The sequence below is a fragment of the bacterium genome, from assembly GCA_021372535.1.
Lineage (GTDB): Bacteria > Latescibacterota > Latescibacteria > Latescibacterales > Latescibacteraceae > JAFGMP01.
Genome location: JAJFUH010000018.1, coordinates 29,134 through 43,581, shown reverse-complemented (window position 1 = coordinate 43,581; position 14,448 = coordinate 29,134). Strand labels below are relative to the sequence as shown.

General features: G+C 47.7%; 11 protein-coding genes. 5 read left to right on the top strand and 6 right to left on the bottom strand.

Going from position 1 to position 14,448, the window contains the following annotated elements:
- Positions 1 to 162 precede the first annotated feature (162 nt).
- Positions 163 to 618, bottom strand: coding sequence for a PTS sugar transporter subunit IIA (locus tag LLG96_01840; protein MCE5248940.1), 456 nt, complete (start codon positions 616 to 618; stop codon positions 163 to 165).
- Positions 619 to 763: 145 nt separating this feature from the next.
- Complete coding sequence (locus tag LLG96_01835) at positions 764 to 1,177, bottom strand: hypothetical protein (protein MCE5248939.1); 414 nt, start codon at positions 1,175 to 1,177, stop codon at positions 764 to 766.
- Positions 1,178 to 1,316: 139 nt separating this feature from the next.
- Here LLG96_01835 and LLG96_01830 point away from each other — a divergent pair, with 139 nt between their 5' ends.
- Entirely contained in the window at positions 1,317 to 2,213 is an 897-nt protein-coding gene (locus tag LLG96_01830; protein ID MCE5248938.1) for a hypothetical protein, read from the top strand.
- Between the two features lie 88 nt (positions 2,214 to 2,301).
- Here LLG96_01830 and LLG96_01825 read toward each other — a convergent pair whose 3' ends face one another.
- On the bottom strand, positions 2,302 to 3,573 hold the full coding sequence (locus LLG96_01825) for an MFS transporter (GenBank protein ID MCE5248937.1): 1,272 nt from the start codon (positions 3,571 to 3,573) through the stop codon (positions 2,302 to 2,304).
- A gap of 761 nt (positions 3,574 to 4,334) precedes the next feature.
- Between LLG96_01825 and LLG96_01820 the strand changes: the two genes are divergently transcribed.
- Entirely contained in the window at positions 4,335 to 5,576 is a 1,242-nt protein-coding gene (locus tag LLG96_01820; protein ID MCE5248936.1) for a U32 family peptidase, read from the top strand.
- Between the two features lie 44 nt (positions 5,577 to 5,620).
- On the opposite strand, the gene LLG96_01815 is transcribed toward LLG96_01820, so the two are convergent.
- Positions 5,621 to 6,208, bottom strand: coding sequence for a glutathione peroxidase (locus LLG96_01815; protein MCE5248935.1), 588 nt, complete (start codon positions 6,206 to 6,208; stop codon positions 5,621 to 5,623).
- Positions 6,209 to 6,601: 393 nt separating this feature from the next.
- Positions 6,602 to 7,300, bottom strand: a complete 699-nt coding sequence (sfsA, locus tag LLG96_01810; GenBank protein MCE5248934.1) for a DNA/RNA nuclease SfsA — start codon at positions 7,298 to 7,300, stop codon at positions 6,602 to 6,604.
- Positions 7,301 to 7,648: 348 nt separating this feature from the next.
- On the opposite strand from sfsA, the gene LLG96_01805 reads away from it, so the two are divergent.
- Positions 7,649 to 9,187: a helix-turn-helix domain-containing protein gene (locus LLG96_01805; GenBank protein MCE5248933.1), complete on the top strand. Its 1,539-nt coding sequence runs from the start codon at positions 7,649 to 7,651 to the stop codon at positions 9,185 to 9,187.
- A gap of 336 nt (positions 9,188 to 9,523) precedes the next feature.
- Complete coding sequence (locus tag LLG96_01800) at positions 9,524 to 11,275, top strand: T9SS type A sorting domain-containing protein (GenBank protein ID MCE5248932.1); 1,752 nt, start codon at positions 9,524 to 9,526, stop codon at positions 11,273 to 11,275.
- A 435-nt stretch (positions 11,276 to 11,710) separates the two neighbouring features.
- Here the strand turns inward: LLG96_01800 and LLG96_01795 are convergent, their stop codons facing one another.
- The gene (locus LLG96_01795; GenBank protein MCE5248931.1) at positions 11,711 to 13,510 is read right to left on the bottom strand and encodes a T9SS type A sorting domain-containing protein; all 1,800 of its coding nucleotides are present in this window, start codon (positions 13,508 to 13,510) and stop codon (positions 11,711 to 11,713) included.
- Between the two features lie 352 nt (positions 13,511 to 13,862).
- On the opposite strand from LLG96_01795, the gene LLG96_01790 reads away from it, so the two are divergent.
- The gene (locus LLG96_01790; GenBank protein ID MCE5248930.1) at positions 13,863 to 14,129 is read left to right on the top strand and encodes a T9SS type A sorting domain-containing protein; all 267 of its coding nucleotides are present in this window, start codon (positions 13,863 to 13,865) and stop codon (positions 14,127 to 14,129) included.
- Positions 14,130 to 14,448 lie beyond the last annotated feature (319 nt).

Here is a 14,448-nt window from a genome sequence, read left to right as displayed (position 1 = left end):
TCAGACCGGGATGACCGGAACTGAAACAGGTCGCCCGGCCTCCTTTAATCATGGCCATCCCAAAAATCATGAAAATCATGGTTCAACGCTTTTTACGGGGCGCCTGAATGCAGATCGATTGAAATGGACTACCCGGATTTCTTTAATCATGAAAATCCCGATTCAGGCTTCTTCACCTGCAATCACATCGAACATCTTCTTCCGTGTCCGCGCACTCAGAAACCTGTCCTTGTTATCAGGATTGCTGAAAAAGGCGCCGATTTCGGCGAGTACCTTGAGAAATTCCTCGGCCTGCGAATCGGATGATCCGACGAGAATAATAATGTGCACAGGAAGACCATCCAGGGCATCGAAATCGATCCCCTGCTTCGACCGTCCGACCGCAGCGACAAAATCCTGAAGCGCCGATGTTTTGGAATGGGGTATCGCAATCCCCATTCCTATACCGGTGGACATGATTGCCTCACGGTACTTAATGGCGGTAATAAATTTATCGAGATTGGTCACCTCGGGAGCATTCCTGAGCATGCCGCAGAGTTCCACAATCGCCTCGTCCTTGGTGGAGGCTTTGATATCGCGAATTCGACTGGCATCCAGTATTTCGGCAATACGTTTCATTCACAACCACTCACACGAAAAAATGAATATATCTGCCTATTATGACGGATTTCTCCGTTATAATTATGGGTAAAAACTACGATCGTTTCCGTTTCAGGACGGTATGGGTATGCGGCTCACTTATGATAAGCCGGGCAGCAGAGAGTTACTTGAAAATCTTTAATACTTTCCTGGCCTTCAGACCTTTCATAGGAATCCTGTATTCCATGCCCTTTATCGTGAGGAGCGCATCGGTGGCCACCCACGTGTCATCTTTTTGTCTGCTGAGGGTAAATTCACAGACTCCTATGTTTTCGGTTCCGTAGAGCTTGTAAACGTTAAAGGAGACTCTGCCTGATCCCCCGCCGTCCCCGACGACTTCATGGCGCTCGATTTTCCCCAGCCGTCTGACAATGGCGCCGGTTTCATAGGTGAAATGAAGCCCGACGGACTGGTAATTGTACGGGTCGAGTTTCGGAAGATCGGACCGTGGTCTTTGAATGCCGGTCCATATCATAAATACAATAACAAGCACCATACCGGTTGCGATTACCCATTTTTGCCTGTTGCTCAATTCCATAGCCTGTATGAGTCCTCACCAATAAGTGTAGTTATTTTTTGTTATAATTGATACTAACCGTTTGTTGTATTGGAGCGTCATATTATTATATTAATACAGCAGACGCATTTTGAACAGAAAAAAATGAGGAGGAAACGCCATGAAAAAAATAATATTTTTATTAATCCTGCCTCTTATCGCCGGATGTCTTTTCCCCGCCGCGGTAAGCATGAGGACCGTCGCCAATTCGGTCAGCGACTATACGGTCACTGTGGAGCGGGAATGTGACGCCACCGGAATCGGCGATATCATACCGGACCTGGCCTCGATTTATGTGGAATTCGCCTGCGATTCCTGCATGGTTGCAGAGTTTAAAGGAAACGGGGAAACGTTCAACGTCGAGATGGTCTCCTTTTCGAAATCGAAAGGGGCGATGGGAGCCTATCTGAGCAGCGATATTCCCGATTCCCAGCCGGTTTCTCTCGGTTATGCAGGCCGTAAAAGCGACAAAGCGATTGAATTTTATAAAGGAAAGTATCTCGTGCTGATACAGCCTTTGTCGGGAAGCAGCATCGACGGTGCGCAAGAACTTGCCAGACGGATCGAGCGGCTGGTGCCCGGCGAAACGATAAAACCCGATGTATACGAGGTCCTTCCGACAACACAACGGGTTAAGGATTCCGAGTTTTATTTTGCCGGACCAAAATCGTTCAGCCTCGGGTTTTCATCGGAGCTCGCCAATGAGCTGCAGCTCGGAGGCGCTGTCGAGGGAGATGCCGCAGAGTATCTGGTCGATGGAGACACGGTTATTTTTGTAATGGTGAGATATGTGGGGAGAAGCCAGACACTCTCCGCGGTCAATTCCTACATCAACAGCCACAAAAACCAGCCGGTTATCATGCCGGGCGAATCGCTCCCGTATTATACCGTCATCGACGCCGACCGGTCGGAAAATTATATCGCGGAAAACGGCGACTGGCTCTACCTTCTCATGAACGGGCCCTCGGGCGGGAAAGCCCAGCAGTTTTTCGAATACCTGCTCAGAGGCGGACGGTAATATACCGCACACCGGGAAATTCTCTAAAAAAAAACGGCTCCGCTGATTCGGGAGCCGTTTTTTATTGACTGAGCGTTTTTATCGAGTATTATGCCCCGGCTTTCATATCGATAAAAGCCTTGGGATTTCTCATGACGGTAAGAATAAAAATAATCGCCGCAACCATCATGACCAGAACAATGGTAAATGTGCTGTTGTAGTTCAGAATGCCCTTGTCCATCAAAAGACCGAGAATGATGGGGAGCGGAACGGTGAATAAGTTGACCCCGACATTGGTGACTGCCACATAGGTCGATTTGTCCACCGTCGGGCAGCACAACAGGCACATGTTGGTATAGCCCACATTATCGGAAATCTGGGCCAGACCGGATATGACAAAAGCGACCAGGATGATCCCCGCACCGCCCGAGGGTACGAGCCACGCAAGAACCGTATAAATTATCGCGATGATATGAGAGACCAGGAGCATGTATTTCGGGCCGTAGATATCGGCGATCTTGGTAATGGTAAATCCGCCGATGAAGAGACCCAGGGCGTTGAGCGAGGTGAACCAGCCCGCCTTGATCGGATCGAATCCGCGTTCCGAAATAAGGTATGCGAGCAGAAAAGCCATCATGACATAGTGTCCGCTCATGATCCATTTTCCGACAAGGAACCTGGCGAGTGTCTTGTCGGTTTTGAATACATTGATGCATTTGCCCAGATACGCTCCGAGAGAAGGTGAACCCTCAACCTTTTCGCCCTCCGGTTCGTTGATGGAAAGGAGTATTATTCCAATGAGGACAGAGACAGCAAAAGTCAAAAAGAACAGGATTGCATAGTTTATCGGTTCGCCGTAAACAGTACCGATTTTTGTGATGACCGGCCCTGCAGCAACAACTCCGCCGAACTGAATTGCGAAGACGATTCCAATGAGCTGACCAAGCCGCTCGGTCGGAATTATTTTAAAGAGCAGTGTGAAGTTCGGGGGCATGAACATGCCGGCAAGCGAACATGACCAGGCAAACAACAGGAGAAACAGCCAGATCGATAACGAAGGATTCGCTCCTTTTGTGATGAATGTGTTTATCCCCAGAACAAGCCATGCCAATCCGCCGAAAATGAGCACCTTGGCCATGAACGTCTTTTTGATGGGCTTTGTCTCGGATGCGTAGGCTGCCCATACCTGGGGTATCGCAAATCCTGCCCAGAAAATGGCGGTGATGAGGCCGATCTGCATCTTGCTTGCACCGAGAAAAGTCAGGTATGCAACCGGGATACCGATAAAGTATGTCAGCCCTCCCCAGGACGGTCCCCCGAAACCGTTGAAAAACGCAAAAACATCGTACTTGTAATACTCTTTCAAACTCTGAATAGCCATCTGCATTCCTCCACAATGTTGGTACTACATGAAAAGCCCCATGTGAAGCGTTACCCAGAAACCTCCTTTCTGTTCCGGTTCAAAACCGGGCCAGAGTTTTTCTCGTTACTTATCGTACCGTGCCCTCAAACCAGTACCCGAATGACCATCACCGTGCTTTAGCGCCCGATGATTCGTCAAGCGACCTTTCTTAAACATTATTAAACGTAAAATGTTTCCGGCTGTCAAGGGTAATCATGACCTGTCCGTTTTTTTCATCGGATGTAATCGGCACCCCTTAAAAGAGATGTCTCAACCTGTGCTGTACCGTAAGAAAAATGTTATCTCCACCGGCTTCTCAAACCCCAATACGGTTCACTTAAGTGAAATCAGTATAACTTCAAATAATATCCCCCTTGTCCTTTGGACTACGGCGAAGCCGAGGGGGATATTTCCCCTCTAACTTTAATAAAAGATTGCTCTTAAGTGAACAGCATTATCTCAAACCCGGATTATTCGTGATGATATTTCATCACAAATACACAAACACATAACGGACTATCATTCAAGACGAAATATGGGTTCACGCATTTTTTATTGTTGGAGCACCCCCCCGTGGTTGACCACTGTAAGGCTGATATAAAAAAATATATAAACAAATCCGCGAACATATCGGGCTGATTACATGCGAATACACAATGCAGTTTATACTTGCGGTATCCTGCCATGAAAGGTTAATTGTACACCCGTGGAAAACAGAAGGTAATCGAAAGGGTCTGACAATGAATACGGCTTTAAAACCCGAAATAGCTGCCCCTGCGGGAAGCAGGGAGTGCTTTGCCGCGGCTCTTTCCGCCGGAGCCGATGCCGTATATATGGGCGCCGAGGGTTTCAACATGCGCGCGGGAGCAGAACGGATTGACATGACCGCGCTGAGAGAGATGACCGGACAGGCTCATGATGCCGGAGTGAAACTCTACTGCGCTCTCAATACAATCGTGTTCGATGATGAACTCGATGATGTCGGCAGCATTCTGGACAGCACCGCGGATGCCGGTGTGGATGCGGTCATCCTGTGGGATATGGCGGTTCTGGGCATGGCGCTGGAACGCGGGCTGAACGTGCATCTTTCCACCCAGGCCTCGGTTTCCAATTCAAGGGCTGTGCGATGGTACGGTGATCAGGGTGTCCGTCGTATCGTGCTCGCCCGGGAGTTGTCCCTCGAACAGATCGGGATGACCATATCCTCCGTGCGTTCGCAGGGATCGGGAATGGAATTCGAATGTTTCGTTCATGGCGCTCTCTGTGTCGCGGTAAGCGGGAGGTGTCTGACCAGCCAGTTCCTTTACGGGAGGAGCGCCAACCGCGGCGACTGCATCCAGCCATGCAGGAGAGGGTACCGTGTTGTGGACGAGCGGAATGGCCATGAACTCGAGCTTGACGGCCATACTGTCATGAGCGCCCGCGATCTCTGCGCTATCGATATTATTGACCGTCTCATGGCTGCGGGAGTGAACGCTTTTAAAATCGAGGGCAGAATGCGTGATGCCCTCTATGTCAAAACCACGGTCGAGTGCTACCGTGAAGCCCGTGATGCCGTGCTGGCCGGCTCGTATGACAGCCGTCTTGCCGGACATCTGAAAGAGAGGCTTGCGAGGGTGTTCCACCGCGGTTTCTCAAGCGGATTTTATCTGAAACGCCCCGATGAAGACATCGCCCGCGAAGAGGGCAATCTCGCCACTGTCGTCAAGGCCTATACGGGGAAAGTGCTGAATTACTATCCGAAAGCCGGCGCCGCAGATATCGGGCTCGAAGCGCGGGGCATGGAACAGGGTGAAACGGTGCTCATCACGGGGCCCACAACGGGGGTTGTCGAGTTCAGAGCCTCCTCACTGAGGACGGAAGACGATACTCCCGTTACGGCCGCTCCGCGGGGAAGCGTGATCGGCCTTGAAACCCCCGGAAAAGTCCGTGAGGGAGACAATGTCTATGTGCTTGTTCCGAGAGAAGAACCGTTGTCCTGATACCGTATTTTTCAGGTTTTATCAGGAATCCGGAATAATACGGATTATTGCTCAAGCGCCTTTTCTATCGCGGCGATTATTTCGGGATCATCCGGTTTTTTTGCGGGTTCAAAACGCGCCAGTATCTTCCCCGTTCTTCCGATCAGGAATTTATCGAAATTCCACCGGATCGGCCCGTAAAATTCCGGATCGGATTCTTTCTCCGTCAGAAATTTATAGAGGGGGGCCTGGAATTCCCCTTTTATGTCGATCCGCTCGAAAATGGGAAATTTCACCAGGAAATTATCGGAACAGAACAGCAGGATCTGTTCGTTTGTCCTCGGCTCCTGATTAAAAGAATTTGAGGGAAAGCCCAGAATAAAAAATCCCTTATCCCTGTATGTGTCATATATCTTCTGAAGCTGGAGGAACTGGGGAGTCAGGCCGCATCCTGTGGCCACATTGACTATCAGCAGGACATCGCCCCGGTATTGTTCGAGCTTTACTTCCTTTCCGTGCGCATCGTTCACGAGAAAATCATAAATCGTGTGTTTTTCATATAACTTGACTGCATACGGAAACGACAGTATAAGCACTGCTAAAACAGTTACCTGCGCAATTACCTTTATAATGGCTATTGTTTTCTTTTTCATAAGCACCTCCACGGAATCAAGAGACTTTTCACAAAGAATCGCTTTTTTTAAACGTCTCTGAGAGATTACGGTTTCATTACTTCAGCAGGATTTTTAATTCTTTATTATTCTCTGATTTATGGCTGCAATCCTCGTTGAAATAGTAAATATCCCACAGCAGCTGCAAAAAATTCTTTTATCTGATTATTCAATGAGTGCATAAAACTTTCGAATCAGATTTTTCACGTTAAAGTGTCATTCCCGTGAAAACGGGAATCCATTATCTAATGCTCATGATAGAGCGATGTTAATACTGGATTCCCAATTCACTTCGTTCTTGGGAATGACAATACTCGTACGATCAATTAATGTTTATGCACTCATTGAATAACCGGATTCATTTTATTAACACGCTCACAGAATAAACGGCAACTCGCTGTCGAGTTCTATTCCTTCTACCGTCACCTTCGCCCGCCAGGCAATGACCTCGACTCCCCCGGCAATCGCTCGCTCGATTCCCCGCGCATATTCACGGTCGATATCTGCCGCGATACCGATACTGTCGGAATCCATACGCTGTGAGAGGAAAAACATGGCGGCGCGGTGTCCCCGGCGGACCATGGCGGCGAGCTCCTCGAGATGTTTCGCCCCGCGCGCGGTGACCGCATCGGGAAACAGCGCGCGGCGGTTTTCCACAAGCGTCACATTTTTCGCCTCGACGAAAAGCTTGTCGTGCGGACCGCTGAGCACCGCGTCCGCTCGTGAATTCCGCTCCCCGTATTTCACTTCCATGGAGATAGTAACATATCCCCTGAACACGTCGATACGTCCCGTTTCGAATCCTTCGCGGAGGAGCATGTTCGGTACCGAAGTATTGATGCCTGCCCAGAGTCCGTTGACCATGATGAGCTGCCAGTCCCATTTGGTCTTGCGGTCAGGGTTGTCTGCCGTGGTGAGCATGACGGGGCTTCCGGGATCGGAAACCTGTTTCATTGAACCCGTGTTGGCGCAGTGGGCGGTCACCACACTGCCGTCCGGGAGTTCCACATCCGCAAGAAACCGTTTATACCGCCGGACGAGTATCCCCGGCACGAGGGGTTGTGTAAATATCATATAAGCTCCTGTATACCGCTGTGGCTGAATAAAGCGTACACGCGGAAATGAATCAATCCGGTAAAGCATCGTTGAACCAGTATGATCGTTCTCATCAATAAGATACTGTCCGTCGTGGAATAAAAATACCATTTTATACACTAATATTCAGCAAACAATAAGGTTCGGCGGAAATCCGGTATATTTGTTTATGAATAATAAATATTTTTGATTGATTATTTTATGAAAAAAATATAATATTTATGGTATTATTTTATCACAATAGGAAATATTTTATTATTTTCAGGACATTGATCACTCTATTTTTGTAAAAAAAATCTTTTTTTCCCCCTGAATGGATTTCACTCTATGAAATACCGAAACAAGAATGATACCATACTGTCTGCTGTGCTGATGACCTTCATTCTTCTCCTCATATTGGTATCTGATATTTATCCTCAAGGGGAAACCACAGCGCCGCCACCGTTAACATGGATTTCACCGGAGGAATTTTCGGTCAACACAACCAATACAATCCGGCTTGCAGTTGATGTTTCCAATGATGTGCGCAAAAATGACATTGAAAAAATCATCTTTTCGGCAAAGTATTATAATTACATAGGATTCAATGATGAACAGAAAATTGGTGAGGTCACGAAGCCTCCTTATGAAATCATCTGGGATTGTTCTCAGATACCCGACCAGAATTTTGGGAAATTAAGTCTTAAATGCTATGTTCATTACAAAAAGGGCACGGCTGCCGGTGAAGAATTGATACTGTCCTATGGCACGAATGTTGTCCTCGACAGAAATCCCTCGCTTAACACCAGACAGATTTTATCCGACCATATGGATCGACCTGTTATCATCGACGGCAATCTCGATGAATGGCCTCCAACCGAAACCATCGTTTTCACCAATGCCGATAATAAAATCATGGTCAATTCATTGTGGGATGAAAAAAATCTGTATTTCGGGGTCAGGGTAAACGATAAAAACATTATCAGTACCTTCGGGCCGGGAAACACTATAGTTACAGGAATGCCTACCGAGGATGATATCGAGATATATCTTGATATCGATCATAACCATTCTGAAATAATCGCATATCCCGACAGGCATTTCCTGTTCGCGCCTGCCGGTATGGTGTATGAGGTTAAATACTACCCGCATGATTTTATTACCTCTGATGAATACCATCCGCGAATAGTTTCCGTCGTTCATATCGAAGGCACGATGAACGATAACTCGGATGAAGACAAGTATTACAGCTTTGAAATCGCGATACCCTGGAGCGAGCTGGGTATCGAACCTCACCAAAATGTGTCCATGGGTCTCGAAATCTGGAATAGCGACAAAGAATACCCCGACGGGAACTATATCTACTCGGGCTGGAACACATCCGCATCGAATTGTAAGAATACGAGCGAATGGGGTAATATTGTTCTTGTACGTACAAATATACACTCGAAAAAGAATGTGCTTATGTATGTCATCACCGGATGTATCGTTCTTATTATCGGATTTATTTTTATCAGAAAATATGCCGGGAAAAAACACGATTCCTGCGCGATTGAAAACGAATTTATCATAAAGGCCAAAACCTATATTGAGGAACACTACGGTGAAGAAGAACTGTCCAGAGACCAGGTCGCTCAGTTCATTGGCCTGACACCGAGCTATTTCGGGAAACTGTTTACCAGGGAAACGGGGTGTCATTTCAGGGAATATGTCAATAAAGTACGGATAGATAAATCAAAACTTCTTTTGTCGTCCACCATGAAAAATATCGCCGAGATAGCGTTCGATGTCGGATTCAGCAGCCAGTCACATTATACTCACGTTTTTAACCATTTCGAAAACACTTCCCCGCGACAGTACCGCTCTATGACACAAATTCACAAATAGTGTCCCTCAATAGTCAAATAATTATCCTTTTGTTTATAGAATAAATTACTATTCCAATACTATATTTTCTTAATAAAATTCCTTTCATTCCCTTTCAATAAAAAAAGTATCTGAACAGATATTGTGCTGTCGTGCGAAAACATGCAGGGTGGCAGTACGCCCGATAACATGGTTTCGGGTTTCAGCATGAGACCGGGTTACATGGTTAAATCTGCATAAAACACTCGGAATGTCGAAATCGGACAGTATTCACAAAAGGAGGTGTTTTCATGGTCGAGTAGTTAATACTTTTTCTTTGATAATCACATCATCATTTCACACTCAGGGAGGTTGAGAATGAAAAAGCTATGTTTGTTCATGGTTGTATCGGTGTTCATGACTTCCGCTGTTTTTGCTGCCAGCTTCAGCCCCACGCTCCTTAAGCTTTCAGCTCCTGCAGCAGTCCAGTATGGTTTCGATGGGAAAACTCTTGAGATACCCGTTACAGTGAGCGGAACAGCGGCTGGCGTTATTTTCTGCGTGTTCACCAAGGAAAAGGGAGATCAGGTCAAAGCGGTCCGGAACGGTTATCTTGGCTGGCATTATGTGAATAAAATTGATACCTGTATCTATAATTCACAGCTCATACCTCTCGACAAAGGCAGCAATAAAATAACATGGAATGGTAAAGATTCGGACGGTAAAACCGTACCTGCCGGTGACTACACATATTATTTGTGGGCATACGACAATGTGAATGCAAAAACCAAAGTGTATACGGTATGGAATCTTGTGCCGGGCCGCGCCGGATATTTTGAGGAGTACGGTACTGATGGAAAGCCCCTTGTCAACCCGTTTTATATCATGTGGGGCTCAAAGTGGACAATAGGAAATGATCCTGTGGACGGCTCCCTTGAGGAAACTACAAGTCTCGTTCTGCCTGAGGGATACGGAGAAAAAGAAAGAATGCAGATGCACCCCACCGATCATAATTACTTCTATTATGAAATCGGCAATGATGATACCGGTTATCTCGGTGTCTGGAAATTCCAGTGGGTTCCCAACGGGGATGCCGTTCATGTTACCACATGGGGTACGGACGGCGCCTGTGTTCTCCCTGTCTCCGCAAATGGTGGTAACTCAAACAACTGGTTTTCGGGTGTTGCCACCGACAGAAACTATCTCTATGTGTCTCACTGTAACAGGACAGAGGCAATTGTTAACTTTTATTATATCGATTTCGATGGTTCCATTGCGAAAGAGGTCGACATAACCGACTGGTGGGCGAGTCCTTCCGATCTCGAAGCGGGCGGCCAGTTGACCGGAGGTCCGAACAATATATGGGTGAGAGACGGCCTGGTTTACCTGAATTCACATACCTCCTGCCTCGAATCGGTTGCGAATCCCATGAAAGGTCTCGATGAATCAGATGATTTCTGGGTATGGCATAATACGGACGGAGATTATGTCGGTGATCATAATTCCGAAGCGGACGCTGCCAAACCATGGATATGCTTCGATTTCAACGTGGCGCCCTATACCTATACACTTGCCTCGGATAATACTCAATTCAGCATGACACCCGCATACGATATGGGAGCGGTTTCTTTCGCTCTTTATGCACCTGATGGCACAGGAATCGGATATTTATCGTATGCCGGCGAAACTGCCGGTATCAAGAGGGGTGATTTCTTCTGCGACTCCGGATCGGCGTATGACGGAATCTATACGGATAACAACTCCACCGGTGACGAAAACACGAAGACCGGTCTCTGGTATATCGCCCACGATTCCCTCAAGGGTTCTATTACAAACACCCCTGTTGCAGTCGGTGAAGAAACGCCTGCATCATTCGCTGTCGCGCAGAACATTCCCAATCCCTTCAATCCATCAACAACGATCAGCTTTACTATACCTCAGGCAGGGAACGTAACCGTCGATATCTATAACGTTGCCGGGCAGAAGATTGCCGCCGTTGCAGATGGATTCATGAGCGCTGGAAACCATTCCGTGACATGGGATGCATCCGGTTTTTCGGCAGGCGTTTACTTCTACACCGTAAAAGCCGGCTCAGTTTCAAAAACCATGAAGATGACATTGCTTAAGTAATTTCCCCCCCTTTTAAGCATGTTATTGCAGAAAGGCCCGGTTTCACGGGCCTTTCTGTTTATTTGTATAATAAAGGAAAATAAGGGCTATTAATGAACTACCCTGAAGCAAGCTGCGAGGTATCAGATCAGGCCCCCTAACCCTTAATCCCTTTCCCTCTGAAAGGGGGCAAGGGAAGTCGATGCGACTCCGGTAGTTACCTGCCCCCGATACGGGGGAAGGTGTCACGAAGTGACGGAAGGGGGCTTTTTACCCTGAAGCAAGCGTCGGGAATTCTTTTGATTATTGCTTCGGCATCTATTCCTACTATTGGTATCATTATTTATTCGCCGGAACAATAATGAGAATCCACAGGAGATTTGGGATGAGTCGCCGGAGATAAAAAACCCCCGGAAGATCGCTCCGGGGGTTTGAAAATCGTATAACGACAAAAAACTACTTGAGAAGCGTCATCTTCATGGTCCTGGAGAAATCGCCCGCCTTAACTGTATAGAAATAGACCCCGGCGGAGAAGCCGGTGGCGTCCCAGGCAACCGAGTGGCTGCCCGCGCTCATGAATTCGTTCGCCACCGTGGCAACTTTCTGGCCCGCGACGTTGAACACATCGACCGAGACAGTGCCGGCTTCGGGAATCGTAAAGCCGATAGTGGTGGTGGGGTTGAACGGGTTCGGGGAGTTCTGCGCTACCGCGAAGGCGGCGGGAGCTTCCTCGACACCCACCGAGCTGGCGGTCAACCTTCCTTTGAACGAATCCGAACCCACCCAGAACCAGCCGACGGCATCCGCTTTCTGCTGGTCGGTTGCGCCGGAAGCCGGAATCGCCGACTGATTCGACACCAGCATACCGTCATACGCCGAACCGCAGGAAATATTCATGTTATCGTACTTCTGGGTGGCGGTTTCACCCGCGAGCGCCTGGTAACCGAGACCGGTGCCGTCCGGTGCATAGAGTCCGAACGATACGGCGCCCATATCGTACGCAGTGAAGTAAGAGAAACCATTCTTTTCGATTGTGATATTGTACTTATATGGGCCGACATTGTAGTCGTTGCATACCCATGGACGTTGTGAATCCGCGGCAAAGTTGTGGTCGCCGGTATAGTCGCCGTTCTGATTGACCCAGAGAACCGCTTCATACTCGTCCTCGTACGCCGACTCGGCAAGCATGTTTATACAGGTTCCATGATAGCCCATGATCATTGTCGAACCCAGAAACATGATTTCGGTCGGGCCGCCCGTGGTCTGGCCGCCCTTTTCGGCGTCATCGAGATCGGTAAACCAGTCGGTCAGATCGAGCCGCTTGACTTCGGAGCCGGTGATTCTGTCGACATAGACTATCTCGGACGTTTGCGTTATGCCGGATGTTTCGGCGTTGGTACAGACAAGATAATCGCCGCCATCGCTGACGATACCCGGCCCGTAATCCCATTTTTCCGGAGCATCGGAGGAGAACTTGAATTCGCCGTTATCGCCCCAGTCATTCTGGAGGATTGCATCGCCATTCGGCACCCATTTGAATTTCCAATAGGTCTTCATGCCGTTGTTGGTGAGGCCTCCCTTGAAAAACATCGTATAATCGGCGGGATCGAAAGCGGGATGGCCGCAATCGCATATTTCCATGGTCTTGCAGGTTTCGACAAGGGTCGCATCGTACGGATCCCCGCCGACCACCCACTTCTTATTGGTGTGCGCTGTCAGGGTTGTTCCCCCCGGACGCGACGCGCCGCCTGTCCAGAGGATGGGGTTGTTGAGCTGATTGCCTTCCTGGTCCTTTGTCATGATGAAGACACGGCCCCATCGCGTGGCATTGATCTGTTTTGTCATCGGGATTTTTGCGCTGATATTGTCAAATCCCCAGATGTAGTAAGTGTATTCACCCGATGGCACCATCTTGCCGTCGTTGTCCTTACCGCTCCAGGTGATTTCATTCTTTCCCACATCGAGCTGTATAGCCTCAGATGCATAGACGCAGGTATCGATCTTGTTGACATAATGCCAGCCAAGATATCCATTCTGGACTTTACTGATTTTCGCAGCCCGATCTTGAGTGTTGATTATCAGATACGTGCTCGAAGGCGTCCCGGTGATAGTGACCGGAATTGTCAGTGTTTCGCCCGTAAAGTCGTACGGTACGACAGCAGGCGAAGAAATTTTCATCGGTGTAGGAGCAAATTCTGTGGCAAAAACCGTTGCAGAAACTGTCATCAGCACAACAAATAAAAACCACTTTTTCATGATTCCTCCCTTGTGCTTTATACATCCAACCATAGCCAAATTCATACATCTAACCATAGTTAAATTTACTCCGAACCGAAGCCCCCCTTTCTATATTATATTGTTAATATTAGTTTTATATAATCTATGCGGAATTTTCCGAGCACTATGTATAATATGGATGTTTTAATAAAAAATATTTTAATATCCAAAAGTCAAGTGTTTTTCTTGTGAGGCCAATCTCGTGTTGAAAAACTCTCCCGAAAAATATTTCCGGATGAAAATCCTGCCCGTATGAGTCTTCGCGCCAGTTCCCCCCTGCCCCTGCCACCGCACCGGAGTTCATCCGCTGCAATGAACACAGCGTGGCACGATGCGGCAAAGCCGATGTGGGCAGGGCGCTCCCAATCCCTTCAACCCGTCTACGACAGTCAGCTTTACGATTCCTCAGCCAGGAAACGTCACCATCGATATCTACAACGCTGCAGGCCAGAAGGTTGCCGCCGTTGCCGATGGTTTCATGAGCGCCGGAAACCATTCCGTGACATGGGATGCATCCGGTTTTTCGGCAGGCGTTTACTTCTATACCGTAAAAGCCGGCTACGTTTCAAAAACAATGAAGATGACACTGCTTAAGTAATTTCCCCCCCTTTTAAGCATGTTAAACACAGAAAGGCCCGGTTTCATGGGCCTTTCTGTGTTTTATAATTATATTATGTAATACTATTTCAATATGTAAAAATAATTATACCTATAAAAAATATCGCTATTAGCGAAATAAACGTTGACATATTCGCTAAATATTGTATATTATGTATCACTTGGTCCTATATATGGTCTATGCCGCATTTTTTATGTGAGCAGTAAAACTGCTTGAGAGTTGTTACAACAACTCAAAATTTTGGGGCATCGATAAGGTGTAGGATGGTTTTTCTCCTCCTCTTTTCGATGTCACTCAA